Here is a 24138-nt window from a genome sequence, read left to right as displayed (position 1 = left end):
CGCCCGGCAGACGATGTTGGGCATGCTTGCCGTTCAGTTGCTCTCTGGAGAAACGAATGTGTCGGCAAGCATGCCTCAACATCGATGTGCTGGGCCGGGGCGTGGGCGCCTACCTGCTGCTCCGCATTTTCTTCACCGGCTAAGCCGAACCTTGCACCCAGAAAAAATGGCTGCTTGGCCCCGCATAGAGGACCAACACGGTTTGCGGACACCCCCAAAAATTTTTGGTGCCGGTGCCCGCTCTTGGCCTGCGCTTACACCCCCCGGCCTATTTGGGAAGAGAACCTTTTTGGAAAGAGACGAAGCGACAGGTCACGTGCCGCGGGGCTTGGCGCGGAGCGTGGGGTCGGCCTCGCGTGGGTCCTCGGGCCAGGGGTGGCGCGGGTACTGCGCCTTCATGTCCTTGCGCACGTCGGCATAGGAGCCCGCCCAGAAGCCCGGCAAGTCCATGGTGGTCTGCACCGGTCGGCGGGCTGGCGAGAGCAGCGTGACCCGCAGCGGCACCTTGCCAACCATCGGGTGTGTGCGCTGGCCGAACATCTCCTGGATGCGCAGCGTGATCTCGGGGTGCTCGCCCGAGTAGTCGATCGGAATCTCGCGCCCGAGCGGCGTGGTGAACTTGCCCGGAACCTTGGCGTCAAGCGCCTGCATCTGCCCCCAGTCGAGCCGGGACCGCAGGGCGGGAAGCAGGTCGAAGCGCTTCCAGTCCTCGACGCTTTTCACGCCGTCCAGGAAAGGCAGCAGCCAGTCCTCGATCCCGGCCATCAGCGCCTCGGGACCCATATCCGGCAAGTCGAGCCCGGCGGCGCGGCCGATCTCGACACGGGCGCAGAACCGGCGGGCAGCATCGGAGAGCGGGATGCCCAGGTCGCGCACCCCGTCCAGCATTGCGCGGGAGATTGCCTCGGCGGGCGCATCTTTCCACTGCCGGTCATCGAGCGCCAGCACGCCGAAGCGCTCCTGCCGCCGGGCGATGACCCTACGGTCCCGCCTCGACCATTCGCAGACCTCGTGCCAGCCGATTTGCTCGGAGAAGAGCGCGCGCAGCTCGGACTCGGCGATGGGGATGGCCTGGCGGATGCGCGCCTCGCGCGGGTTGCCGTCGGTGTCCGTCACCACGATGAGCCGGGTCTGCGCCAGCGGGTCGGCCTCGTCCATCACCGCGCCCTTGCCGCCGGAGAGTTGGTAGCGCGGCGCATCGCCCTTGCGGCGTAGCCCGATGCGGTCGGGATAGGCGAGCGCGGCCTGCGCGGCTGGCGAGAGCCGCTCGCCGTTCTCGGCAGCCTGCCCTGCGCCAGCGGCGCGCGCGAGCCGCCTGGTCTCCTGCTTGATCCGATCGAGCGCGGCGCGGGTCACCTCGAAGGGGCGGCTTTCGGTGAAACGGCGCAGGTCTCGGATGGCCTCGAGGCGGTAGCTGAGGTCGGACGGGGCGCCGCGCAGCGGGTCGCGCTCGGCCAGCAGCGCGGCGAGCGGCGCGGCCTCGGGACCGGCGAGGCTGAGCATATGCGCCAGCCGCGGGTGCAGCGGCAGCCGGGCGAGCTGGCGGCCATGGGCGGTGATACGCCCTTGCGCGTCGAGCGCGCCGAGCATCGTCAGCAGCGCCTGCGCCTCGGCAAAGGCGCCTGGGTGGGGCGCGGTGAGGAACGGCAGCTCCTCGGGCGTGGCACCCCAGAGCGCCAGCTCCAGCGCCAGCCCGGCAAGATCGGCGGTCTCGATCTCGGCGGGGGGGAAGGCGTGCAGCGCCCCTTCCTCGCCCCGGGTCCAGAGCTTGTAGGCGATCCCCTCGGCGACGCGGCCACCGCGGCCCGCGCGCTGGGTGGCCTCGGCGCGGGTGACCTTCTCCGTCACCAGCCGCGACATGCCCGAGCCGGGATCGAAGCGGGCGCGCCGGGCACGGCCGCCGTCGATCACCACGCGGATGTCCTCGATGGTCAGCGAGGTCTCGGCGATGGAGGTGGCGAGCACCAGCTTGCGGGTGCCGGATCCCGGCGGCTCGGGGCGGATCGCAGCGCGCTGCGCGGCGAACTCCATGGCACCGAAGAGCGGACGTATGGTGACGTCCTTGGACAAGCGGCCCTTGAGCAGCCCCTCGGTGCGGCGGATCTCGCCTTCGCCCGGCAGGAAGGCCAGCAGCCCTCCCTCGGTCTCGGAGGCCGCCTGCACGATGAGATCGGCCATGGCCTGCTCGAAGCGCTGGGTCTTCGGCACCGAGCGCTCGAGCCAGCGCGGCTCGACCGGGAAGCTGCGGCCCTCGGAGGTAATGACCGGCGCCTGCATCAACTCGCCAACGGGACCCGCGTCGAGCGTGGCGGACATGGCGAGCAGGAGAAGATCGTCGCGCAGCGCCCCGGCAATCTCGAGGCAGAGCGCGAGACCAAAGTCGGCGTTGAGCGAACGCTCGTGGAATTCGTCGAAGATCACCGCGCCGACACCGGGCAGATCGGGGTCGGACTGGATCATCCGGGTGAGGATGCCCTCTGTCACCACCTCGATGCGGGTCGCCTTCGAGGTCTTGCTCTCGCCGCGGATGCGGTAGCCGACGGTCTCGCCCGGGGCCTCGCCCAGCGTCTCTGCCATGCGCGTGGCGGCAGCGCGGGCGGCAAGCCGGCGCGGCTCGAGCATGACGATGCGGCCCGGCGTCAGCCCGGCCTCGAGCATGGCGAGCGGCACCCGGGTGGTCTTGCCCGCGCCCGGCGGTGCCTGCAGCACGGCGCGGCCCTGCGCGCGCAGGGCGGAGATGAGCTCGGGAAGGGCGGCGTCGATGGGCAGTTTTTGCATGCGCGAGGTTATGCGGGATCGCGGGCGCGGCGTCGAGAGCCGGGATATGGACGTCTCCGCCACTGTCGCGCTGCGCACGCCTCTCCCGGGGCATGTCGACCTAGGAGACGGGGGCGGCCCTGCTCAGTTGGCTGAGACACGGAAGACGCAGCCGTCGGAGAGCAGCTGCGGCGGGGTGAGGCACAGTCCCTTGGCGACGGTGAAGGCGGCGAGCACCTTGGGGACATAGTCGCGGGTCTCGGCGTAGGGCGGAACGCCCTGGTATTGCGGGATCGAATTCTCTCCGGCGTTGTAGCCCGCCAGAACAAGGATCGGATCGCCGTCGAAGCGCTCCATGAGGAAGTCGAGGAAGGCAACGCCGCCGCGGATGTTCTGCACCGGATCGAGCGCGTTGGCGACGCCGAAGCGCGCGGCGGTCGCGGGCATGAGCTGCATGAGGCCCTGCGCCCCTGCCCGGCTGACCGCATCGCTGCGTCCACCCGACTCCACCGCCATGACCGCCAGTGCCAGCGCCGGCGAGACGCGGGTGCCCACCGTGGCCTTGAGCAGCTCGAGGCCATAGCCCGCCGCCATATCCTGCAGCTGCTGCAACCGTGGCGCCCCCACCCCGGCCCCCTGCGGCGGTTTGCCGAGGCTGAGCAGCGCCGGCTCGAGCCGTCCCGGCCCGGAGGCCGAGAGCTCCGGAGAGACCGCCTGCCAGAACCAGGCGTAGCTGCCCGCCCCCTCGGCGCGCCCCGGGGGGCTGCCGGGGATACTGCCGGGGATGGGCGCGGCTTCGGCGCCAGCCTGCGGCAGCGGCAGGGGTTTCGGCGGCGGCGGCGCGATCTGCACGGTGATGCGCTTCGTCGCGCCCGGTTTCGGCGGGGTCACACGCTTGGCCGAGAACTCGGGAAAGGGTGGCGGGGTCTCGGCCGGCAGCGGCCCGGTGATCAGCGCAAGCGCAAGCGCTGCCGCGAGCGCGGGCGCACGTAGAAACGAATGGTGGATCGCGCCTGCGGTCACTGCTGCCTCGTCTGCCAGGTGTGCCGGCACCCCGGCCGGATGCCCTGCCCGGGTCTGCGCCCGGCTGATCATGTCGCGGTTCACCCCGGAATCGCGCGCCCTGCTCGAGGCGCGCCTGCGAACTGCTTCGTGCACGAGTCTCGCACAGATTGCGACGTCAACCAAGATTCTCTGGTATGCGTGTGGAAAATTGGGGCCTGGCGCCTCGAACGGGCGTTCTTTTGCCAGAAATGGCGCATGGCTTGATATTTTATATATATAAATCAGCACCTTGCTAAACATTCCAAAAACCCTTTCCCGACTATAAAAACAATCCGATTGCGCCAAAGTCCCGCCTCATTCTGACAGCTTTATAGGTTTCAGGCCGCAAGGGACTGGGCATTGAGAGAGGCCCGCGACAGCCCCCGCAGCGGTTGACGAGAGAGAGCAAACTGGATTTACGGAGAGAGAAATGCTGAAATTTATCAAAACCTTCCGCGATGACGAAGATGGCGCAGTCACCGTGGACTGGGTCGTTCTGACCGCAGCCGTGGTCGCCATGGCAGCCGGCGCCTACTCGCTGATCAGCGGCAACGTGACCGAGGCGCTCAACAACGTCGGCGACAACCTGTCCACTGTATCAAGCGGCACATTCCCCGAGGGCACCACGCCCCCCGCTGAAGGCGGGAGCTGATCCGCGGAAAGACGACATTGCTTGACGAAGACCGCCGCCGGCACCCGCCAGGCGGCGGTTGTCGTTTTGCGCTCGGCAAGCAGCCCCTCGCGCTCCAAGAGAAATCCGCCGCCATGAAGGCCTAGAACCGGCCATTTTTCACCACAATCCGCACGTAACACCGTCCTTGGGCCGCGCATGGGAAACCTGCGCTGATGTGACAGATGTAACGCCAGGGGCCGGTCCGGCCCGCTATCGAAAGGGACAGAGATGCGACTGCTATTCGGACTGGTTCTCATCGCGGGGCTCGGCCTGGCCGGCTTCGCCGTCTACCTGGCTCAGAATTACATCGGCGCCTACCAGGTCGCCCTGGAAAAAGAGCGCGAGAAATCCGTCGAGGCGGTGCCCACCAAGCAGATCTACGTGACCACCCGCGCCATCTCCCACGGCCAGATCATCACCCCCGAGGACGTTCGGCTTGCCCCCTGGCCGCTCGAAATCCTTCCCGAGAACGCCTTCGACGCGAACACCCAACTCTTCAAAGAGGGCGATGCGCCCCGCCTCGCGATGCGCCCGCTCGAGAAGTTCGAAGCCCTGGTGCCGATCAAGATCAGCGAGCCGGGCGGCGACGCCGGGCTGACCTCGCGCCTCGAAAAAGGCCAGCGCGCCTTTGCAATTAAGGTCGACGTGCACACCGGCGTGTCGGGCTTCCTGCGCCCCGGCGACCGGGTCGACGTCTATTGGACCGGGCGCATGCCCTCGGAGGATCCGCGGCAGTCCCGTGGCGAGTTCACCAAGCTGATCCAGGCCGGCGTGCGGTTGATCGCCATCGACCAGACCGCCGACATGGACGATGCCGACGTGAACATTGCCCGCTCGGTGACCGTGGCCGCCACCCCGCAGGAGATCGCCTCGCTGGCGCAGGCGCAAAGCTCGGGGCGGCTGTCGCTCTCGCTGATGAACGCCAACGACCAGACCGTGGCCGACGTCATCGAGGTGGACCAGCGCGTCATGCTCGGCCTCGAGCCGCCGGAAGAACAGCAAAAACAAGCGCTCGCCCAGACCTGCACCACCCGCCTGCGGCGCGGCGGCGAGGTGGCGGACATCCCGATCCCCTGCACGAACTGATACGGAATCAACAGCTTGCACAGGGGGCGCCAAACCGGCATCCCCTGTTTCATTGCCGTCTCCGAGCCGGATGTTGCCCGGGGTCCACACCAAGGACCGGCGCGAAGTCATTGATTCTTGCTTGGAAACAGGTTTGCGCGCAGACTGCGCGCAAAGGCGGGCGCCACGACCCGCTCCCGAGGCGTGATCGAAAGGCAGGTCACATGAAGGCAGGTCACATGAAAGTCGAAAATTTCCTCAAGGCGGCCCTGTTCGGGCTGGCGCTGAGCGTGACTGCCCTTCCCCCGAGCGCGCGGGCCGAGAACCTGCGGGTTGTGCGTACCGGCACCGAAACTGCGCTGAACGTGCCGATGAACCGCGCCGTGGTGGTCGAAAGCGACTCACCCTTTGCCGAGCTTTCCATCGCCAACCCGGCGATTGCCGACATCTCCTCGCTGTCGGACCGGACGATCTACGTGCTTGGCAAGACGCCCGGCACCACGACGCTGACCATCCTCGACGAAAACGGCCGCCTGATCACCAATGTCGATGTGCGCGTTGCCGCCGATGTCAGCGAGTTCAAGGAACGGCTGCGGCAAATCCTGCCCGGCGAGAACATCGAGGTGCGCACCGCCAATGACGGCATCGTGCTCTCGGGCACCGTGTCGAGCACCCAGAAGCTCGACCGCGCTCTGGATCTCGCGCAGCGCTACGCGCCCGAGAGGGTGTCGAACCTGATGTCGGTGGCCGGTGTGCAGCAGGTCATGCTGAAGGTGCGCTTCGCAGAGATGCAGCGCTCGGTTGCCAAGACCCTGCGCAGCTCGCTGTCGCTGGGCGGCGACCTGCTGGGCGGCGATCTTGGGCTGGCCTCCGAGACCGGAAGCTGGATCGACGGCGACAACGCGCTTGGCTCGCCGGTCACTGTAGCCGCCGGCACCGAGGGAGCCGCGGTCTTCGGCTTCAACGCAGGCGGGCTCGAGGTGGGCATCCTGCTCGAGGCGCTGGAATCCAAGGGCGTGGTCCGCACGCTGGCGGAGCCGAACCTCACCGCCCTCTCCGGGCAGGAGGCGAAATTCCTCGCCGGCGGCGAATACCCCGTTCCGGTGGCGCAGCAGGAAGGCACGATCTCGGTCGACTTCAAGCCCTTCGGCGTCGAGCTGAACTTCATTCCGCGGGTCGTCGACGGCGATCTGATCAACCTTGAACTGAAGGCCGCGGTCTCGTCCATCGACAGCTCCAACGGCTTCGATCAGGAGCAAATCCACATCGACGCCTTCCGCCGCCGCGAGACCTCGACCACCGTAGAGATGCGCGATGGCGAGAGCTTTGCCATCGCGGGCCTGCTGCAGGACGACTTCACCGATCTGAACGGACAGGTTCCCTGGCTCGGCGATGTGCCCGTGCTCGGAGCGCTCTTCCGCAGCGCCGAATACAGCCGACAGCAGTCGGAGCTGGTCATCATCGTGACGCCGCATCTGGTGACCCCCACCCGCGGCCAGGCGCTTGCGCTGCCCACCGACCGGGTGAAGCCGCCCTCCGAGCGGGACCTGTTCCTCTATGGCCGGACCACCGCCGAGGGCAACCGCCCGGTGAAGGGCGCGGCCGGCGAGGTCGCCAAGCAGGATTTCAGCGGCTCCTACGGCTATGTGATGGATTGATCCGATGCAGGTACGACAGCAAATGACCGGCTTCCCCATGCTCCGGATCGCAAGCGCCGCCGCGGGTCTGGCCCTGCTCGCCGCCTGCTCGCCGAATGAGAGCGGCTCCGCCGTCGACGGTGGCACCTTCGGCAATTCCACGATGACCAACACGCTTGTGATGACCGGCCGGCAGGGCTACGTGCACGATCTTTCGGCCCGCTTTGCCGCCGAAGTGCCCAGCATGGTGACCTTCGCCTTCAACAGCAGCCAGCTCGACGCCGAGGCGCAGACCATCCTGCGCCAGCAGGCCGACTGGATCCGCCAGTTCCCCGAAATCAGGTTCCGCGTCTACGGCCACACCGACCTCGTCGGCAGCACCAGCTACAACAAGACGCTCGGGCTGCGCCGGGCGCAGGCCGTGGTCAGCTACCTCTCGACGCTCGGAATCTCGCGTGCCCGGCTCGAGGCGGTTGTTTCCTATGGGGAAACACAACCGTTGGTCGTCACCGAGGGCCGCGAGCGCCGCAATCGTCGCACCGTGACCGAGGTCTCGGGATTCGTTGCCGGCCATCCCGCCCTGCTGGATGGAAAATACGCCGAGGTGATCTATCGCGAGTATGTCCGCAGCGCTCAACCCGAGACTGTGCTGACCGGCACGTCTCTGTCGCAGTCCGGTAGCGGCTCTTAAGATACGCCGCCTTATCGTCCGACAATTCCGTACAATTACGGAAATTCGGACAAAATGTTGCCCCACTTGACCGACAATTTCTGTCCCAGCGGGTCGCTCCCGGCACGGCTTTCGAGTCGGGGCACAGAGCGGCGGGCGGGGCGCGGTTGCGGATGCACGCACCCTTTGCCACCGCCCCCGCGAGAGGCAAAGGACAAGAAGAATGACCACATCTCCCGAGCGGCAGCCTGCCCCTGCGCCCATCCTGGCCTGCACCATCAGCCGGGACGTACAGGCGTTCGACCTGCTCATCGAGGACATGGAAGCGCTTTTGGGCGAAGCCTGGGGGGATCTCGGCTTTGAGGATGCGCTCACCTTCCTCGGCCAGCCCGACGCGGCATCGCTGGAGTTCATCGCGCTCGCCATAGACAGCGCGGACGAGGACAACCTGCCGCTGCTCGGCCAGATCATTGCCCGCGCAACCGAGCGGGGCATCAAGGTGGTGCTGATCGCCGACGATGTGACTCCCGCGTCACTGCACAAGCTGCTGCGCGGCGGGGCCGACGAATTTGCCCCCTACCCGTTGCCCGAGGGCGAGTTGGAGGCCGCCGTGATGCGCTTGCGCGCCCGCGCCGAGGCCGCCCGCGCCGCAACCATGGCCCCGCCTGCGCCAGAAACGGTGACCCTCAAGGGTGGCGGCGACGGCGTGCTGATCGCAGCGCAAGGTCTCTGCGGCGGCTGCGGCACCACCACCTTTGCCGTCAACCTCGCCTGGGAGCTTGCCACCGTGCGCAAGGGCGGCGCGCCCCGCGTCTGCCTGATCGACCTCGGCCTGCAGTTCGGCACCATCGCCACTTACCTCGACCTGCCGCGCCGCGACGCGGTCTTCGAACTGCTCAGTGACATCCCCGCGATGGACGGCGACAGCTTTGGTCAGGCACTGGTGAACTATGACGACAAGCTGAGCGTGCTCACCGCGCCGCCGGATCTGCTGCCGCTCGACATTCTCTCGCCCGAGGACGTGAAGGCCCTTCTCGACACCGCGCGCGACCATTTCGATTTTGTCGTGGTTGACCTGCCCAAGACCATCGCCCACTGGACCGAGACGGTGCTGACCGAGTCCCAGGTCTATTTCGCGCTGATAGAGCTCGACATGCGCTCGGCGCAGAACGCGCTGCGCCTGAAGCGCGCGCTGCAGTCCGAGGACCTGCCCTTCGAGAAACTGCGCTTCGCGCTGAACCGCGCGCCGAAGTTCACCGACCTCCAGGGCAAGACCCGCGCCAAGCGCATGGCCGAGAACCTCGGGATCGAGATCGGCCTGCAGCTGCCCGATGGCGGCAAGCAGGTCCAGATGGCCGGCGACCACGGCCTGCCGCTGGCCAAGCAGGCGGCGAAGAACCCCCTGCGCAAGGAAATCGCCAAGCTGGCCGCCGAGCTCTACGCCATCGGCCAGTCGGATGCGGAAGCCGCGTGATAGGAGCCCGCAATGTTCTCGCGTTACAAGAAGTCCCCGCCCCCGCCCGCCGCCATCCCGGCGGAGCCGCCAAAACCCCAGATGGTGCCAGTCGAGGCCGCTGACCGGCCGCAGGCAATGCGCAAGCCGTCGCCCAAGCGCGCGGCTGAACCGGGACCGCAGGACCGCGAGAAGAAGCGCAAAGAGCGCATGGGCGAGATCAAGCTCGACCTGCACCGCGCCCTGCTCGACAACCTCAACCTCGCCGCCATCGACCAGGCCAGCGAGGCGGAACTGCGCGAGGAAATCGCCGCGATCGCCACCGAGTCGCTGCAGGAAAAAGGCATCGTGCTGAACCGCGAGGAACGCAGCACGCTGAACCAGGAGCTCTACGACGAGGTCAAGGGCCTCGGTCCGCTGGAGACCCTGCTCAAGGATGACACCGTCTCGGATATCCTGGTCAACGGTCCGCACCAGATCTTCGTCGAACGCAGCGGCAAGCTGCAGCTCTCGGACGTAACCTTCAAGGACGAGCGCCACCTGATGCGGATCATCGACAAGATCGTGTCGGCCGTGGGCCGGCGCGTCGATGAATCCAACCCCTATGTCGACGCCCGTCTCGCCGACGGCTCGCGCTTCAACGCCATGGTGCCGCCGATCGCCGTCGACGGCTCGCTGGTGTCGATCCGGAAATTCAAGAAGGACAAGCTCGGCATCGACGACCTGGTGCAGTTCGGCGCCTTCACCGAGGAGATGGCCGTCTACCTGCAAGCCGCCGTCGCCACCCGCCTCAACATCATCGTCTCGGGCGGTACTGGTTCGGGCAAGACCACGACGCTCAACGCGCTTTCCTCCTTCATCGACGACGCCGAGCGCATCCTGACCATCGAGGACACGGCGGAACTCCAGCTCCAGCAGACCCACGTCGGCCGCATGGAAAGCCGCCCGCCGAACGTCGAGGGCAAAGGCGCGGTCACCCCGCGCGACTGCCTCAAGAACGCTCTGCGGATGCGCCCCGACCGTATCATCGTCGGCGAAACGCGCGGCGAGGAAGTGATCGACATGCTGCAGGCGATGAACACCGGCCACGACGGCTCGATGACCACGATCCACGCCAACAACCCGCGCGACGCCATCTCGCGCCTCGAGAACATGATCGCCATGGCCGGCGTCGAGATGCCGCTGAAGGCGATGCGCAGCCAGATCTCCTCGGCCGTCAACGTGCTGGTGCAGGCCAGCCGCCTTCAGGACGGCTCGCGCCGGATGACCTCGATCACCGAGATCACCGGCATGGAGGGCGATGTGATCTCGATGCAGGAGGTGTTCCGCTACCAGCGCGTCGGCCTCACCCCTGACAACAAGATCATCGGGCATTTCACCGCCACCGGGGTGCGCAGTCACTATTCCGAGCGCTTCCGCATGTGGGGCTACGACGTGCCGCCCTCGATCTACGAACCCTTCCGGCCGGAGTAACCCATGCTCAGCGCAGAACCGATTATCTATGGCCTGATCTTCATCGGTGTACTGGTGCTGGTCGAGGGCATCTACCTCGTCGCATTCGGCAAATCGATCCGGCTGAACAGCAAGGTCAACCGCCGGCTGGACATGCTCGGCAAGAACACCTCGCGCGAGGACGTGCTGGCGACGCTCCGCAAGGAGATGGACCAGCATGGCAACAATCGCGGCATCCCGCTCTATTCCCTGCTGGCGGACCGGGCGCAGAAAGCGGCGCTCGCCTTCACCCCGCAGCAGCTCATGCTGATCATGGTCGCGGTCAGCATCTTTGCCTTCTTCGCGCTCAGTCTCGCCACCGGGGCCTCGCTGCCCGTGCGGCTGGTGATGGGGATCGGCATCGGTGTCGGCGGCGTCTACATGTGGGTCAACGGCAAGGCCAAGAAGCGCCTGTCGCTGATCGAGGAGCAATTGCCCGACGCGGTTGAGCTGATGGTGCGCAGCCTGCGAGTCGGCTACCCGTTCAGCTCGGCGATCAGCATCGTCTCGAAAGAGATCAAGGACCCGCTCGCGACCGAATTCGGCGTGATATCGGACGAGGCGACCTATGGCCGCGACATCGGCGAGGCGCTCAAACACATGGCCGAGCGGCTGGACATGCAGGATCTGCGCTTCCTCGCCGTGGCGGTCAGCATCCAGCAGCAGTCGGGTGGCAACCTCGCCGAGATCCTCGAGGGTCTGGCCAAGGTGATCCGCGCCCGCTTCCGCCTGTTCCGCCGGGTGAAGGCGATCACCGCCGAAGCGCAATGGTCCGGCAAGTTCCTCTCGGGGTTCCCGGTGTTCGTGCTGCTCGCGATCCAGGTGCTGGATCCGCATTACTACGACGGGGTGATCGACCACCCCCTCTTCATCCCCGCCTGTTTCGCCGTGGCCATCTTTCTGGTTCTGAACCTGATCGTCATGCGGATCCTGGTGAACATCAAAGTTTGAGGCGCACGCCATGCTCGACACGCTCAACACCCTGATCACCGCGCAGCTCGGCCCCGCCGGCCCGCTGCTGGTGGTTGCCGGCCTCGCCTTCCTGCTCATCCTCTCCAGCATTCCGCTGATGCTGCGCTCGCGCCCCGATCCCATGGACAAGCTGCGCCAGACCGCGCGCCAGACCATGGAAAAAGAGACGCGCGCGGTGCTCCGCGACACCCGGCGCAACGAGAAGCTGAACAAGTACGCGCAGTACCTCGAACCGACCACCGAGGAAGAACTCGGCGCGGTCCGCAAGAAGCTGATGCAGGCGGGCTACCGCTCGCGCGATGCGGTGCGGCTCTATTACCTCGCGCAGATGACGCTTGGTCTGGGGCTGCTGGCCATCGGCTCGGTCTATTACCTAATGGTGCTCGACACGGCGGATGCGCCGCTGACCACCAAGCTCATGTGGATGCTCGGTCCGGGCGCCGCGGGCTACATGGCGCCGAAGTACTGGGTCACCCGCCGCGTCGAGGAGCGCCGCCAGCAAATCGAGGAAGGTTTCCCGGACGCGCTCGACATGATGCTGGTCTGCGTCGAGGCTGGCCAGTCGCTCGACCAATCGATCAACCGCGTCGCAAGCGAGCTGCGCGCCTCCTATGCCGCGCTCGCCGACGAGTTCGAAATCGTCTGCCACGAGCTCAAGGCAGGCAAGGACAAGACCGCGGTGCTCGCGGACATGGGTGAGCGCTGCGGGGTGCACGACGTGTCGTCCTTCGTGGTCGTGCTGAACCAGGCGGCGAGCTTCGGCACCTCGATCGCCGATGCCCTGCGCGTCTATGCCGGCGAGATGCGTGACAAAAGGGTCATGCGCGCCGAGGAAAAGGCAAACAAGCTGCCGACAAAGATGACGCTCACCACTATGATGCTGACGGTGCCCCCGTTGATGATCATCCTCGTCGGACCGTCGATCGTGGGCCTCGGCCAGTTCAGCGCCAACTTCTAGACTCGGCAGAATGCATCCACGTCCAGTTTGTGCCACCATCGCCCTGCTCTGTCTGGCCGCCTGTTCCACGGGCGGCCTTGATGGTTTCGGCGCGCCCGAGACGCTGGCGCAGCAGGACGGGACACCCTTCGCCCCCACGCTCGATCCAAGGGGTGCGGAAGTGGACCAGTTGCTCGTCGGCCATCGGCTGATGCAGGCGGGCGAGCCCGAGCTCGCGCTCGAGGCTTTTACCCGCGCCGCCGGCCGCGACGGTCTCACCGGCGAGGTGCTCAGCTCGCTCGGCTCGGCCAACCTCGCGCTGGGGCGCCTCGGGCAGGCCGAGACCCTGCTGCGCCGCGCCGTCGAGGTCGAGCCGACCTGGCCCGAGGCCTGGAACAATCTCGGCGTGGCGCTGATGGAAAGCGGCCAGACAGCAGAGGCGGCCGAGATATTCCGGCGGGCCTATGCGCTCGACAATGGGGAAAGTGACGCAATTCGAGACAATCTGCGCTTGGCGCTCGCAAAGCGGGACGATACCGGTTATGATCCGGCGCAAAATCAAGACTATAGGCTGGTTCGCCGGGGCAGTGGCAGTTTCCTGATCCGGCGCGAGGGCTGAGGCCGCAAAGACGGCACAGACCAGCCAGCACAAGAGGTCCGAGCAGCAAGAGGACGCAGGAAATGCGCCACCCGAGAGTTTTGATCGCCCTTTTGGCGGGCCTTGTGGCCTTGTCCGCCTGCGAGAAGGAAATCGACAAGGACGCGGTGGATCGCGAATTTTCCGGCGTTAACGCCATCGACGGAGCCGGGCTGACCGAGGTCATGCTCACCGCCGGCGACCCTGACGAGGCCGTGGCCTATTTCTCGCGCAGCGCCGAACAGGACCCCGCCCGCATCGATTTTCAGCGCGGCCTTGCCAAATCTCTGATCCGCGCCAAGCGCTATCCCGAAGCGACAAGCGCCTGGACCCAGGTCGTCGCCCACGAGGGATCGACCAACGAGGACCGCGTCTCGCTCGCCGACGCGCTGATCCGCAACAACAACTGGGAGCGGGCCGAGCAGGTGCTCGACGGCATCCCCCCCACCCATGAGTCCTTCCAGCGCTACCGGCTCGAGGCGATGATCGCCGACAGCCACCAGGAATGGCAGAAGGCCGACAGCTTCTACGAGGTCGCCTCGGGGCTGACAACCAAGCCCGCCTCGGTGCTGAACAACTGGGGCTACTCCAAGCTATCGCGCGGAGACTACGCCGATGCCGAAAAGCTGTTTGCCGATGCCATCCGCCAGGACCCCAAGCTGTTCACGGCCAAGAACAACCTGGTTCTGTCGCGCGGCGCGCAGGGCAACTACGCGCTGCCGGTCATGCAAATGACCCAAGTCGAGCGCGCCGAGCTGTTGCAGACGCTGGGCCTTGCCGCGGTCAAGCGCGGCGATGTGGAGATCGGCAAGGGCCTGCTGCGCGACGCGCTGGAAACCCATCCGCAGCATTTCGAAGCCGCCGCCCGCGCATTGGATGCGCTGGAAGGCACGGTGACGAACTGAGGCCGGAGACATGCTGGTGATCTCCGCAACCGCCGCGATCTGGTTCTTGCCTCTGGTCCTGGTGGTGTGCCTCTGGGTGTGCTTCACCGACATGAAATACATGCGGATCCTCAACAAGGCGGTGATCGCGCTCTTTGCGATCTTCGTGGTCATCGGCCCCTTCGTGCTGCCACTGGAGTCCTATGCCTGGCGCTACGTGCAGATGCTCGCGGTGCTGGTCGCGGGGATCGCGCTCAATGCCGGGGGCGCCGTCGGGGCGGGCGACGCGAAATTCGCCGCCGCCGCCGCCCCCTTCATCCACCTCGGCGATCTGCGCTTCGTGATGGCGCTGTTTGCCGCGACGCTGCTGGCCGCCTTTGCCAGCCACCGGCTGGTGCGCGCCAGCCCGCTGCGCAAGCTCGCGCCCGACTGGAAGAGCTGGCAGAGCGGCAGCCGCTTCCCCATGGGGCTGGCGCTGGCCGGAACGCTCGGGCTCTACCTGCTGCTCGGCGCGCTCTACGGTGCGACCCCGGGCTGAGGCCCCTGCTCCGCGATCTCGCGGGTGCGCGCCACGGCGGCATCGAGCCCCGCGTCCACCGCGGCCTGCAGCCCCGCCGACCGCATCGCCAGCAGACCGGCGGCCGTGGTGCCCGCGTAGTCGATCATCTCCTCGACGTGCTCCTCCGGCGTAGGAGCCGTCTCGGCCAGCATCTGCCCCGACGCTAGGAAGAGCTGCCGGACCGCCATATCGGCCACCTCCGGCGCCACGCCGCGGCGCGCAGCATAGTCGGCCATCGCGGCGGCAAACTGCGCGACAAAACCCGGCACCGGGCCAGTGAGCGCGGTGAAGACCTCGATCTGCGCCTCGTCCGCGAACTGGACCGTGGTGCCGCATGCCCCCAGAAGCGCCGCCACCCGCGCGGCATCCTCGTCCCCGAGATCCCCGCACCAGGGCGAGAAAGCCAGCCGCTGCGCCGCCGCCGGGCTCGACATGGCGCGCACCACGCGCTCGGCGCCAGTCTGCGCGGCGATCCGCGCCCGCGAGACCCCGGCCATGACCGAGATCACCAGCTTGCCCGAGGCCGCCACCTCCAGCGCCTCGAAGTGCGCCGGCGGCACCGAGAGGATCACCACCTCGCAGGCCCGGATCAGCACCTGCGCATCGGCGGTGACCTGAACCCCCTCGGGAAGGTCACCACGGTTGCCGGAGCGGTTGGCCACCCACAGCGACTGGGGCGCCACCACGCCGCTCCCAAGCAGGCCCGCCACCATGCTCCGCCCGAGCATGCCCGTGCCGCCGATCACCCCGACCGTCATATGATCCGCCATCCTGGTCTCCCGTCGCAAGTCGCGCCAGTCTCGCCCGACCCACCCATTCGCGCAAGCCGCCCCGGCAATTCCCGCGCCTAGACAAGCTCTTGCCACAATGCTGGAGTTTCCTGAACGGCAACAACGCGGACCATGCGGAGGGACTGGCGCCAGACGGGCCGCTCTGGGTTGTGGCCGCCGACAGGACATACATAGGGTTAAGACAGGGCGCTCGACCGATGAACATGCAAAGCTCCGGCGTGATCGCGCCGCCCGCCCCCAAGCGGCTGGAAGACATGGTGCTGCCCCGCACGATGATGCGCGACATCATCCTCAAGACCCTGTTCCGCAAGAACACCAACGTGATCACCGAGCTGGCCCGCGCGGTCTGCCTGCCGATCGTCATCACCCAGGAGCTGGTCGACCTCGCCCGCGGGCAGGGGTTGATCGAGGCCATGGGCACCCGTGGCGACGCATTGAGCAGCGAGATGCACTACCAGCTCACCGACAGCGGCAAGGCGCGCGCGCTCGACGCGCTGTCGCAGTCGGAGTACTTTGGCCCCATGCCGGTGCCGCTCTCGGCCTATCGCGAGCAGGTGCAACGCCAGTCGATCCGCAACATACAGGTCACCCGCGAGGCGCTCACCGGCGCCATGGGGCACCTCGTGCTGCCAAGCGAGCTCCTCGCTCACCTCGGCCCGGCAGTGAGCGCCGGCCGATCTATCCTGATGTACGGACCGCCGGGTAACGGCAAATCGTCGATCTCCAACGGCATCCGCGAGGCCCTCGGCGACAGGATCTACGTGCCCCGCGCCATCGAATATTCCGGCCAGGTCATCACCGTCTACGACCCAATCGTGCACAAGGCCGCCGAGACCGAGCTCGAGGACCCCAACCGCCTACGTCGCACCACACGCTTCGACTCGCGCTACGTGCTCTGCGACCGGCCCACGGTGATCACCGGCGGCGAGCTTTCGCTGAACATGCTCGATCTCGTATACAACCCCACCGCGCGCACCTACCAGGCACCGCTGCAGCTCAAGTCCACCGGCGGGCTCTTCATCGTCGACGACCTGGGCCGCCAGGCCGAGCCCCCGCAGAAGCTGGTCAACCGCTGGATCGTACCGCTGGAGGAAAGCAAGGACATCCTCGCGCTGCAGTCGGGCGAAAAATTCGAGGTGCCCTTCGACACGCTGGTGATCTTTTCGACCAACTTCCACCCCAACGAGATCTTCGACAAAGCGGCGCTGCGCCGGATCTTCTTCAAGATCAAGATTGACGGGCCGAACCAGCAAGACTTCCTGAAGATCTTCGCGATGGTCGCGCGCAAGAAGCAGATGGTCCTGGATGAGGCCTCGCTCGTCTACCTGCTGAAGAGCAAGTATCCGAGCATCGACAACCTCTATGCGAACTACCAGCCGGTCTTCCTCATCGATCAGATGAAAGCGATCTGCGACTTCGAAGGCTGGCCCCACAAGATGACCCCAGAGCTGGTCGACAGGGCTTGGGCGAACCTCTTCGTTCGGGACGAAGACATCGTGAAATGAGGTCCTGCGGAAAGGCGCGGAATTTCCGCAACGGCAGGCGATTTTTCCGCTTGACCCTCTCGGCCCATACCCATATTCAGCGCTCACTTCTTGGCGGAGTAGCTCAGTTGGTTAGAGCAGCGGAATCATAATCCGCGTGTCGGGGGTTCAAGTCCCTCCTCCGCTACCAGAAGTCTTTCCTTTCACGGCAGTCCATTCCCGCACGAGGCACGCGCGCGGCCGCGCGATTTTGCCGTCCCGAGACTGCTCGGCCGCCCACGCCCTCGCCGATATCGAAAGCCTTGGCCCTGCCACGCGGCGTGCGCCCGGCTCGACGCGTCCCGGTGGCCCCACGTCGGCCCCACGTCGAGCCAGCCTCCCCCACATCCGACAGTCTCCGCGCCCGCGGGAACAGGGTCCTGTGACCGCAAAGAAAAGCGGGCAGAGCGCATGCGCCCTGCCCGTCCAGGATTTCCGCTGGTGCGTGCGCCGCGGCGCGCGAGCGCGACTCAGCGCTTTCGGAACGTGAGGTAATGTGGCGTACGACCCTCGCGCAGGGCTTTTTGCTCGTAACGGGTCGAAATCCAGTCATCCCAGGGGGCGCGCCAGTTGCTCGGCCCCTCGGCCAGCCACTCGAAGCCCGCCTTCGGCACCTCCTGCAGCGTCTGGCGCACGTAGTCGGGAATGTCGGTGGCCACGCGGAACTCGGCACCCGGCTTCAGCGCCCGGGCCAGTGGCTCGAGATGCTCCTGCGTGACGAAACGGCGGCGGTGGTGGCGCGTCTTCGGCCAGGGATCGGGATAGTTCAGGAAGGCCTTGTCGATGCTCTCGTCCGGCAGCACGTCGAACATGTTGCGGGCATCACCGGGGTACACCTTGAGGTTCTCGACCCCCGCCTGCCGGATCTTGCCCAGCAGCATGGCGACGCCGTTGATATAGGGCTCGCAGCCGATGATCCCCATGTGCGGATGCGTGGCGGCCTGGTGCACAAGGTGCTCGCCGCCGCCGAAGCCGATTTCCAGCCAGACCGGCTTGCCGCCGAACATCGCCTGAAGATCGAGGTTCTCGCGCTCGGGGTTCACCTCCCAGTCGACCGCCCCCGGCGAGAGCTTCGCCAGGTCCTCTTCGAGGTAAGTCTCCTGGCTCGGGCGCAGGGACTTGCCCTTCACGCGGCCGTAGAAATTGCGCCACGGGGCGCCGGGATGCTTGTTCGAGCTGGTCATGCGCCGCGATGTAGCGGCGAAGCGGGCGCGGAGCAATCCTCCCCGCGCCCTTTTGTGCAGGAGCCGGCGCGGCTCCCGGGCGTTAATAGGGCAGCGGATGCGCCTTGTGGGTCGCGTCGATGCGCTCAAGCAGCTCGCCGGGCAGCGTCACCTCCGCCGCGCCGAGCAGATGCTCGAGCTGGCCGAGCGTGGTGGCGCCGAAGATCGACGAGGCAACGAAGGGCCGGCGCGCCGACCACGCCAGCGCCATGTGCACCGGATCGAGCCCGAATTCCTGCGCAAGCTCGATGTAGGCCGCGACCGCCGGGAAAACGCGGTCGGTCTTGCGTCCGCCGAGATCGCCGTTGATCGCCATGCGCGAGCCTTCGGGAAGCGCGCCGTTCTGGTACTTGCCGGTCAGCAGGCCCGCGCCGAGCGGCGAATAGGGCAGCAGGCCAACGTCCTCGTTGACCATCAGCTCGCCAAGGTCGGTATCGGCCATCCGGTAGAGCAGCGAGTATTCGTTCTGCACCGAGGCGACCCGCGGGCCGCCCACTTCCGCCGCCATACGCAGCCACTCCGCGGTGCCCCAGGCGCTGTCGTTGGACAGGCCAAAGGCGCGGATGGTGCCGCGGTCAACCTCACGCTGCAGCGCGCCGAGGGCGTCGGCCATGTGCTGGCGGGTCGCCTCGCGGTCCTGCGTCCAGGGCGCGAAGGTCCAGTTCTGGCGGAAGGCGTAGCTGCCGCGGTTCGGCCAATGGAACTGGTAGAGGTCGATGTAATCAGTCTTCAGCCGCTTCAGCGAGGCTTCGACCGCCACCGGGATGGTCTCGGAGCTGATCGGCGCCTCATCGCGCACCAGCTTCGACGGGCCGGTGTGCTTGCTGGCGAGGATCCACTCGCCGCGGCGGCCGGACTTGGCGAACCAGTCGCCAAGGATTTCCTCGGTGCGGCCCACCGTCTCGGCCTTCACCGGGTTCACCGGGTACATCTCGGCGGTGTCCATGAAGTTGATGCCGGCATCCAGCGCGCGCTCGATCTGCGCAAAGGCATCCTCGGGCGGCGTCTGGTTGCCATATGTCATGGTGCCGAGGCAGAGCTCGGTCACCGACATGCCTGTGCGGCCCAGCGGGTTTTTCTTCATCGGGTGTCTCCTGTTAGCGCTCGGCGCGACACTAGTGGCCTGAGCGGGGAAGCCAAGCCCCCGGCGCGCAGGCTGCCCTTGAGACACGCCCGATGCGCATCACATGTGCGCGCACCCGACCCCCTCCCCCGGCAGGGCGGGCCTGCGGCAGGTCAGCGCCCCTCGGCACCCGAACGCGCCAGCGCTCTGCCGCAGCAGCATGCGCCCTCTTCGCGCCGCGTCGTTTGTTCCGGGGGTGGAGCTGCAAAAGCGCTTTGCGCGCTCGGCCTCCGGTGCCAGTATCCCGCTGGACTATTTTTCAGAACACATTTCAATTTAGGAGTTTGCGATGGGGACTTCCCGAAAATACGCGGCCGAGCTCATTGGCACCTTCTGGCTGACGTTTGGCGGCTGCGGTTCTGCGGTGCTGGCGGCGTCCTTTCCCGAGGTGGGGATCGGGCTGCTTGGCGTCTCGCTGGCCTTTGGCCTGACGGTGCTGACCATGGCCTATGCAATCGGCCATGTCTCGGGCTGCCATCTCAACCCCGCGGTGACGGTGGGGCTTGCGGCGGGCGGGCGCTTCCCGGCCTCGGACATCCTGCCTTACGTCCTTGCACAGGTGATCGGTGCGATCCTCGGCGCCGCGGTGCTCTACGTGGTCGCCAGCGGCGTGCCGGAGTTCGACGTGGTGGCCTCGGGCTTTGCCGCCAACGGCTATGCCGAGCACAGCCCCGGGGGCTATTCGCTGGTCTCGAGTCTCGTCGCCGAGGTGGTGCTGACGATGATGTTCCTTTTCATCATCATGGGCACCACGCACGGGCAGGCGCCGGTGGGCTTTGCGCCACTGGCCATTGGCCTGGCGCTGACGCTCATCCACCTGATCAGCATCCCGGTCACCAACACCTCGGTGAACCCGGCCCGCAGCACCGGACCGGCGCTCTTCGTCGGGGGCTGGGCGCTGGGGCAGCTCTGGCTGTTCTGGCTCGCACCGCTGCTGGGCGGAGCGCTTGGCGGGTTGCTCTACAGCTGGCTCAGCCCGACCCCCACCGGCATCGTCGAGGGCGGCGTGCCGAGCAAGTGACGCCAACAGAAGAGCGCGGCCCTCCGGACCGCGCTTCTTTTGATGTTCTGCCGAATGCACCCGGCGAAGGCGGCTCAGCGCGTGCCGGCGAAGCGCTCCTGCCAGTCTTCGCGCTCGGCGTCGGTGATCTTGCGGAAGGTCACCTCGGGCACCTCGAAGACGTGGCCCGCGGGCAGCGTGCTCAGCGCCGCGTCAAGGTCTCCCGGCCAACTGTCATCTTCGGTCTTCAGCGCCGCCAGAAGCTGTGCCGAGGCGTCGGGGATGAAGGGCGAGGAGATCACCGCGTAAAGGCGGATCATGTTGAGCGCGAGGCGGATCTGCATCGCCGCTGCCTCGGGGTCAGTCTTGAAGGTCGACCAAGGCGCCGCCTCCTGCAGGTACTCGTTGCCGAGCACCCAGGCGGCGCGGAGCGCGCCGGCCGCCTTGCGGACCTCATGCGCCTCCATCTGCGCCTCGTACTCGCGGATCTTCTCGGCGAGGTCGGCGATCAGCTTGGTCTCGAGCGCGCCCATGGCACTGCCCTCGGGCACCACTTCGCCGAACTTCGAGCGGCAGAACTTGGTGACGCGGCTGGCGAAGTTGCCAAGCACGTCTGCAAGGTCCTTGTTCACCGAGGACTGGAAGTTCTCCCATGTGAATTCGCTGTCCGAGCTTTCCGGCGCGTGGCTGAGCAGCCACCAGCGCCAGTAGTCGGCGGGCAGAATCTCCAGCGCCTGGTCCATGAAGACGCCGCGGCCACGGGACGTCGAGAACTGGCCGCCGTCGTAGTTGAGGTAGTTGAACGACTTGATGTAATCGACCAGCTTCCACGGCTCGCCCGACCCGAGGATCGTGGCGGGGAAGGTGAGCGTGTGGAAAGGCACGTTGTCCTTGCCCATGAACTGGGTGTAGGTCACGTCCTCGGCGCCCTTGTCGGTGCGCCACCAGCGTTCCCAGTCGTCGCCCTTTCCGGCATCGACCCATTCCTGCGCGCAGGCGATGTATTCGATCGGCGCGTCGAACCAGACGTAGAAAACCTTGCCTTCCATACCGGGCCAATCTGCATCGCCCTTCTTGACGGGGATGCCCCAGTCGAGGTCGCGGGTGATGCCCCGGTCCTGCAGCCCGTCGCCGTCGTGCAGCCATTTCTTGGCGATCGAGGTGGTCAGCACCGGCCAATCGTTCTTGCTGTCGATCCAGGCCTCGATCTCATCCTTGATCAGGCTCTGGCAGAGATAAAGGTGCTTGGTCTCGCGCATCTCGAGGTCGGTCGCGCCCGAGATCACCGAGCGCGGGTTGATCAGGTCCACCGGGTCGAGTTGCTTGGTGCAGTTGTCGCACTGGTCGCCGCGCGCATCCTCGAAGCCGCAGTTCGGGCAGGTGCCCTCGATGTAGCGGTCCGGCAGGTAGCGCCCGTCGGTCGGCGAGTACATCTGCGTCTCGGACACTTCGCGGATGAGCCCGCGCTCGGCAAGCACACCGGCGAAATGCTGGGTCAGCCTGTGGTTCTGCGGGCTCGACGAACGGCCGAAGTGATCGAAGCTGAGGCGGAACCCATCGGCGATCTTCGACTGCACCTCGTGCATCTCGGCGCAATACTCGGCCACCGGCTTGCCGGCCTTGGCGGCGGCGAGCTCGGCGGGGGTGCCATGCTCGTCGGTGGCGCAGAGGAAGAGCACCTCGTTGCCGCGGGCTCGTTGGTAGCGCGCAAAGAGGTCGGCCGGAAGCTGGCTGCCCACGAGGTTGCCGAGATGCTTGATCCCGTTGATGTAGGGGATCGCCGAGGTGATCAGATGACGTGCCATGTTCGTCCCGCGAATGAATCTGGAGTTGTCGCGCTCTTAGCGGAAGTTGCCCGGGCTTGCCAGTGCGGCGGCAGGCCTGCGCACTGGGCGCGAGCGCGCCCCACGGACCGACCCGGCTGACCAATGCCCCCCTCTGGAGGCCGCCCCGCGGGTTACCCTGCGTCCCCCCGACGCATCGTCCCAAACGGTTTTCGGCCGCAGAGAAATTTTTCCACGACAGGCCAGTTTCGCCTTGTGGTTCCCATGTTCGCTTGGATATACGCGTCAGCGGAGACGTGGCCGAGTGGTCGAAGGCACACCCCTGCTAAGGGTGCAGGCGGGAAACCGTCTCGAGGGTTCGAATCCCTTCGTCTCCGCCACCTTCCCTACAGGATACGGCGCTTCGCGATCCCTCAGGTTTGCTCCGCTCATCAGAGCGCCCTCAAGCGCCCTTTCGCCGCGCAATCCACACCGTGTGACGCGATCCGCGCCTGGTTCTGCCGGCACGCACCATATGTGCCTTGGCCTCGAAACCGGAGCGCCCGAGCCGGCGGGTGAACCCCTCGTCGGGATGCGCCGACCAGACCGCCAGGATCCCGCCCGGGGTCAGCGCCCGATGGGCCATCTGCAGGCCGCGCTCACCGTAAAGCGTGTCATTGCCGGCGCGGGTCAACCCGCCGGGACCATTGTCGACATCGAGCAGGATCGCGTCATAAGCCCCCTGCGCGCCGCCGATCTCCGCAACCACGTCGCCGGACCGAACCTCGACACGGGGATCCGCGAGGCACTCGCCGAAGACCACCCGCATGTGATCCGTCGCCCAGGCGATCAGCTCCGGGACGATCTCCGAGACGATAAGCTGCGCCCCGGCCGGCGCGACCGCCTGCGCCGCGCGCAGTGTGAAGCCCATGCCCAGCCCGCCGATCAGCACGCGCGGCGCGGGGCGCCCGGACAGCCGCTCGAAAGCAAGGGTCGCCAGCGCCTCCTCGGAGCCGCCGAGCCGGCTGTTCATCAGCTCGTTCCCGTCGCTGAGACGAATGGAATATTCCTCTCCGCGCCGGAACAGGCGCAGGGTGTCGCCCCCGGGCGCGGTGGCGGTGGCGAGAAGATCCCAAGGAAGCATCTGCAGGTCCTGTTGTAAGAGCTGCGCCCGGCCTAGCCGATCCGCAGGTGGATAGGAAGCGGCAGCTCGAAGAGCGAACCCTCGCCTCTCACGCGACAAGCGGTCATTTCGAGCAGGAATTCCAAGTGCCCGAGGGATGCTCAACACCCAGAGGGTATCGGCTTTTCCCTAGTCTCCGGAAAGAGACGGGTAGGACGAGGAACCGCGACACGCCCCCTGCCGCTTTCGCGCATCGCTCTCGATGCCATAGAGGCCATCACCCTCAAGCATGACGGGCGGAGCTATGATTTCAAGATCATCCGGATCGCGGATGGAAAACCCCAGAACCAGGCACGCTGGATGGAAACGCTCGAGCATGAGCCCCTGGCCGAGGCGATTAGAGAACCTCCCAGGACATCATCGTGTTCTGCGAAGTGCCGGTTCGGCGCGCGCTCTCTCGGATCGGTAGCTTTTCCCGAAAAGCCATGCGGCGGATGAAATTAAAATTCCTCTATATGGATCACTCCGGACACCCCCCGCTGCAAGCTGCGTCGCGGGGAGGGTCACTTCGGTCAATTCCCCATGGAAATTACGCCCCCACCCGGGTCAGTTCCGTGTGAAAATCAACACCAAGCTCTTCGGTGTCCATCGAGCGACGCTCTATCGCTGGGCGAAGGCTGGCCAGGTTCGAGTTTTCCGAAAGGACCCTATCACCCTGCTCAAAGTCGCAGACGTCGAGGCGTTCATCGAATACCAAACTGTCAGGGCGCAGGAGGTTGCACAACGACTTGGGGGGGATTGCCTAGGGGGGCC

At 66.5% G+C, this 24138-nt stretch carries 20 protein-coding genes and 2 tRNA genes; 15 read left to right on the top strand and 7 right to left on the bottom strand.

Annotated features, from left to right (window positions below; genetic code table 11):
- Positions 1–312: 312 nt before the first annotated feature.
- Together hrpB and CEW88_RS04155 are read right to left on the bottom strand one after the other, a co-directional pair.
- Complete coding sequence (hrpB, locus tag CEW88_RS04160; RefSeq protein ID WP_108964818.1) at positions 313–2778, bottom strand: ATP-dependent helicase HrpB; 2466 nt, start codon at positions 2776–2778, stop codon at positions 313–315.
- 123 nt (positions 2779–2901) lie between these two features.
- The gene (locus tag CEW88_RS04155) at positions 2902–3852 is read right to left on the bottom strand and encodes a lytic transglycosylase domain-containing protein (protein ID WP_108964817.1); all 951 of its coding nucleotides are present in this window, start codon (positions 3850–3852) and stop codon (positions 2902–2904) included.
- A gap of 379 nt (positions 3853–4231) precedes the next feature.
- On the opposite strand from CEW88_RS04155, the gene CEW88_RS04150 reads away from it, so the two are divergent.
- From CEW88_RS04150 to CEW88_RS04100, 11 genes are all read left to right on the top strand, one after another.
- Positions 4232–4453 (top strand): hypothetical protein, encoded by a 222-nt coding sequence (locus CEW88_RS04150; RefSeq protein ID WP_108964816.1) that lies wholly within the window; start codon positions 4232–4234, stop codon positions 4451–4453.
- A gap of 249 nt (positions 4454–4702) precedes the next feature.
- On the top strand, positions 4703–5560 hold the full coding sequence (gene cpaB, locus CEW88_RS04145) for a Flp pilus assembly protein CpaB (protein WP_108964815.1): 858 nt from the start codon (positions 4703–4705) through the stop codon (positions 5558–5560).
- A 218-nt stretch (positions 5561–5778) separates the two neighbouring features.
- Positions 5779–7197 carry a type II and III secretion system protein family protein gene (locus tag CEW88_RS04140; RefSeq protein ID WP_108967527.1) on the top strand — a complete coding sequence of 473 codons (1419 nt, stop codon included), beginning with the start codon at positions 5779–5781 and terminating at the stop codon, positions 7195–7197.
- A gap of 22 nt (positions 7198–7219) precedes the next feature.
- A complete protein-coding gene (locus tag CEW88_RS04135) occupies positions 7220–7867 on the top strand; it encodes an OmpA family protein (protein WP_108964814.1) in 648 nt (215 codons plus the stop codon).
- Between the two features lie 202 nt (positions 7868–8069).
- A complete protein-coding gene (locus CEW88_RS04130; RefSeq protein ID WP_108964813.1) occupies positions 8070–9320 on the top strand; it encodes an AAA family ATPase in 1251 nt (416 codons plus the stop codon).
- Between the two features lie 12 nt (positions 9321–9332).
- On the top strand, positions 9333–10772 hold the full coding sequence (locus CEW88_RS04125) for a CpaF family protein (protein WP_108964812.1): 1440 nt from the start codon (positions 9333–9335) through the stop codon (positions 10770–10772).
- Between the two features lie 3 nt (positions 10773–10775).
- Positions 10776–11741 carry a type II secretion system F family protein gene (locus tag CEW88_RS04120; RefSeq protein ID WP_108964811.1) on the top strand — a complete coding sequence of 322 codons (966 nt, stop codon included), beginning with the start codon at positions 10776–10778 and terminating at the stop codon, positions 11739–11741.
- A gap of 10 nt (positions 11742–11751) precedes the next feature.
- Positions 11752–12720, top strand: a complete 969-nt coding sequence (locus tag CEW88_RS04115; RefSeq protein ID WP_108964810.1) for a type II secretion system F family protein — start codon at positions 11752–11754, stop codon at positions 12718–12720.
- A gap of 10 nt (positions 12721–12730) precedes the next feature.
- A complete protein-coding gene (locus CEW88_RS04110; protein ID WP_108964809.1) occupies positions 12731–13318 on the top strand; it encodes a tetratricopeptide repeat protein in 588 nt (195 codons plus the stop codon).
- 62 nt (positions 13319–13380) lie between these two features.
- Entirely contained in the window at positions 13381–14241 is an 861-nt protein-coding gene (locus CEW88_RS04105; protein WP_108964808.1) for a tetratricopeptide repeat protein, read from the top strand.
- A 10-nt stretch (positions 14242–14251) separates the two neighbouring features.
- Entirely contained in the window at positions 14252–14758 is a 507-nt protein-coding gene (locus CEW88_RS04100; protein ID WP_108964807.1) for a prepilin peptidase, read from the top strand.
- On the opposite strand, the gene CEW88_RS04095 is transcribed toward CEW88_RS04100, so the two are convergent.
- The gene (locus CEW88_RS04095; RefSeq protein ID WP_108964806.1) at positions 14737–15549 is read right to left on the bottom strand and encodes a pyrroline-5-carboxylate reductase family protein; all 813 of its coding nucleotides are present in this window, start codon (positions 15547–15549) and stop codon (positions 14737–14739) included. The two genes, CEW88_RS04100 and CEW88_RS04095, sit on opposite strands and share 22 nt — an antisense overlap.
- A gap of 218 nt (positions 15550–15767) precedes the next feature.
- Here CEW88_RS04095 and CEW88_RS04090 point away from each other — a divergent pair, with 218 nt between their 5' ends.
- Together CEW88_RS04090 and CEW88_RS04085 are read left to right on the top strand one after the other, a co-directional pair.
- On the top strand, positions 15768–17075 hold the full coding sequence (locus CEW88_RS04090; protein ID WP_108964805.1) for an ATPase: 1308 nt from the start codon (positions 15768–15770) through the stop codon (positions 17073–17075).
- A gap of 92 nt (positions 17076–17167) precedes the next feature.
- Positions 17168–17244, top strand: a tRNA-Met gene (locus tag CEW88_RS04085).
- Between the two features lie 319 nt (positions 17245–17563).
- On the opposite strand, the gene trmB is transcribed toward CEW88_RS04085, so the two are convergent.
- Positions 17564–18277 (bottom strand): tRNA (guanosine(46)-N7)-methyltransferase TrmB, encoded by a 714-nt coding sequence (trmB, locus tag CEW88_RS04080; protein ID WP_108967525.1) that lies wholly within the window; start codon positions 18275–18277, stop codon positions 17564–17566.
- A gap of 82 nt (positions 18278–18359) precedes the next feature.
- A complete protein-coding gene (locus tag CEW88_RS04075; RefSeq protein ID WP_108964804.1) occupies positions 18360–19400 on the bottom strand; it encodes an aldo/keto reductase in 1041 nt (346 codons plus the stop codon).
- A 328-nt stretch (positions 19401–19728) separates the two neighbouring features.
- Here CEW88_RS04075 and aqpZ point away from each other — a divergent pair, with 328 nt between their 5' ends.
- On the top strand, positions 19729–20460 hold the full coding sequence (aqpZ, locus tag CEW88_RS04070) for an aquaporin Z (RefSeq protein ID WP_108964803.1): 732 nt from the start codon (positions 19729–19731) through the stop codon (positions 20458–20460).
- A gap of 74 nt (positions 20461–20534) precedes the next feature.
- On the opposite strand, the gene metG is transcribed toward aqpZ, so the two are convergent.
- Positions 20535–22244, bottom strand: coding sequence for a methionine--tRNA ligase (metG, locus tag CEW88_RS04065; protein WP_108964802.1), 1710 nt, complete (start codon positions 22242–22244; stop codon positions 20535–20537).
- 269 nt (positions 22245–22513) lie between these two features.
- On the opposite strand from metG, the gene CEW88_RS04060 reads away from it, so the two are divergent.
- Positions 22514–22603, top strand: a tRNA-Ser gene (locus CEW88_RS04060).
- A 62-nt stretch (positions 22604–22665) separates the two neighbouring features.
- Here CEW88_RS04060 and CEW88_RS04055 read toward each other — a convergent pair.
- Positions 22666–23346, bottom strand: a complete 681-nt coding sequence (locus CEW88_RS04055; RefSeq protein ID WP_108964801.1) for a spermidine synthase — start codon at positions 23344–23346, stop codon at positions 22666–22668.
- Positions 23347–24138: the final 792 nt, after the last annotated feature.

Origin of the sequence: Alloyangia pacifica (assembly GCF_003111685.1) — a bacterium.
In the GTDB taxonomy this organism is placed as follows: domain Bacteria; phylum Pseudomonadota; class Alphaproteobacteria; order Rhodobacterales; family Rhodobacteraceae; genus Salipiger; species Salipiger pacificus_A.
This window is presented reverse-complemented; position numbering and strand designations above follow the sequence as displayed.

Excerpts from the sequence above, each read along its gene's own strand:
- cpaB (WP_108964815.1), top strand. The coding sequence starts at position 4,703 with ATGCGACTGCTATTCGGACTGGTTCTCATCGCGGGGCTCGGCCTGGCC.
- CEW88_RS04075 (WP_108964804.1), bottom strand. The coding sequence starts at position 19,400 with ATGAAGAAAAACCCGCTGGGCCGCACAGGCATGTCGGTGACCGAGCTC.
- CEW88_RS04120 (WP_108964811.1), top strand. The coding sequence starts at position 10,776 with ATGCTCAGCGCAGAACCGATTATCTATGGCCTGATCTTCATCGGTGTA.
- metG (WP_108964802.1), bottom strand. The coding sequence starts at position 22,244 with ATGGCACGTCATCTGATCACCTCGGCGATCCCCTACATCAACGGGATC.
- CEW88_RS04110 (WP_108964809.1), top strand. The coding sequence starts at position 12,731 with ATGCATCCACGTCCAGTTTGTGCCACCATCGCCCTGCTCTGTCTGGCC.
- CEW88_RS04130 (WP_108964813.1), top strand. The coding sequence starts at position 8,070 with ATGACCACATCTCCCGAGCGGCAGCCTGCCCCTGCGCCCATCCTGGCC.
- hrpB (WP_108964818.1), bottom strand. The coding sequence starts at position 2,778 with ATGCAAAAACTGCCCATCGACGCCGCCCTTCCCGAGCTCATCTCCGCC.
- CEW88_RS04155 (WP_108964817.1), bottom strand. The coding sequence starts at position 3,852 with ATGATCAGCCGGGCGCAGACCCGGGCAGGGCATCCGGCCGGGGTGCCG.
- CEW88_RS04140 (WP_108967527.1), top strand. The coding sequence starts at position 5,779 with ATGAAAGTCGAAAATTTCCTCAAGGCGGCCCTGTTCGGGCTGGCGCTG.
- CEW88_RS04105 (WP_108964808.1), top strand. The coding sequence starts at position 13,381 with ATGCGCCACCCGAGAGTTTTGATCGCCCTTTTGGCGGGCCTTGTGGCC.
- CEW88_RS04100 (WP_108964807.1), top strand. The coding sequence starts at position 14,252 with ATGCTGGTGATCTCCGCAACCGCCGCGATCTGGTTCTTGCCTCTGGTC.
- aqpZ (WP_108964803.1), top strand. The coding sequence starts at position 19,729 with ATGGGGACTTCCCGAAAATACGCGGCCGAGCTCATTGGCACCTTCTGG.
- trmB (WP_108967525.1), bottom strand. The coding sequence starts at position 18,277 with ATGACCAGCTCGAACAAGCATCCCGGCGCCCCGTGGCGCAATTTCTAC.
- CEW88_RS04135 (WP_108964814.1), top strand. The coding sequence starts at position 7,220 with ATGACCGGCTTCCCCATGCTCCGGATCGCAAGCGCCGCCGCGGGTCTG.
- CEW88_RS04150 (WP_108964816.1), top strand. The coding sequence starts at position 4,232 with ATGCTGAAATTTATCAAAACCTTCCGCGATGACGAAGATGGCGCAGTC.
- CEW88_RS04095 (WP_108964806.1), bottom strand. The coding sequence starts at position 15,549 with ATGGCGGATCATATGACGGTCGGGGTGATCGGCGGCACGGGCATGCTC.
- CEW88_RS04115 (WP_108964810.1), top strand. The coding sequence starts at position 11,752 with ATGCTCGACACGCTCAACACCCTGATCACCGCGCAGCTCGGCCCCGCC.
- CEW88_RS04125 (WP_108964812.1), top strand. The coding sequence starts at position 9,333 with ATGTTCTCGCGTTACAAGAAGTCCCCGCCCCCGCCCGCCGCCATCCCG.
- CEW88_RS04055 (WP_108964801.1), bottom strand. The coding sequence starts at position 23,346 with ATGCTTCCTTGGGATCTTCTCGCCACCGCCACCGCGCCCGGGGGCGAC.
- CEW88_RS04090 (WP_108964805.1), top strand. The coding sequence starts at position 15,768 with ATGAACATGCAAAGCTCCGGCGTGATCGCGCCGCCCGCCCCCAAGCGG.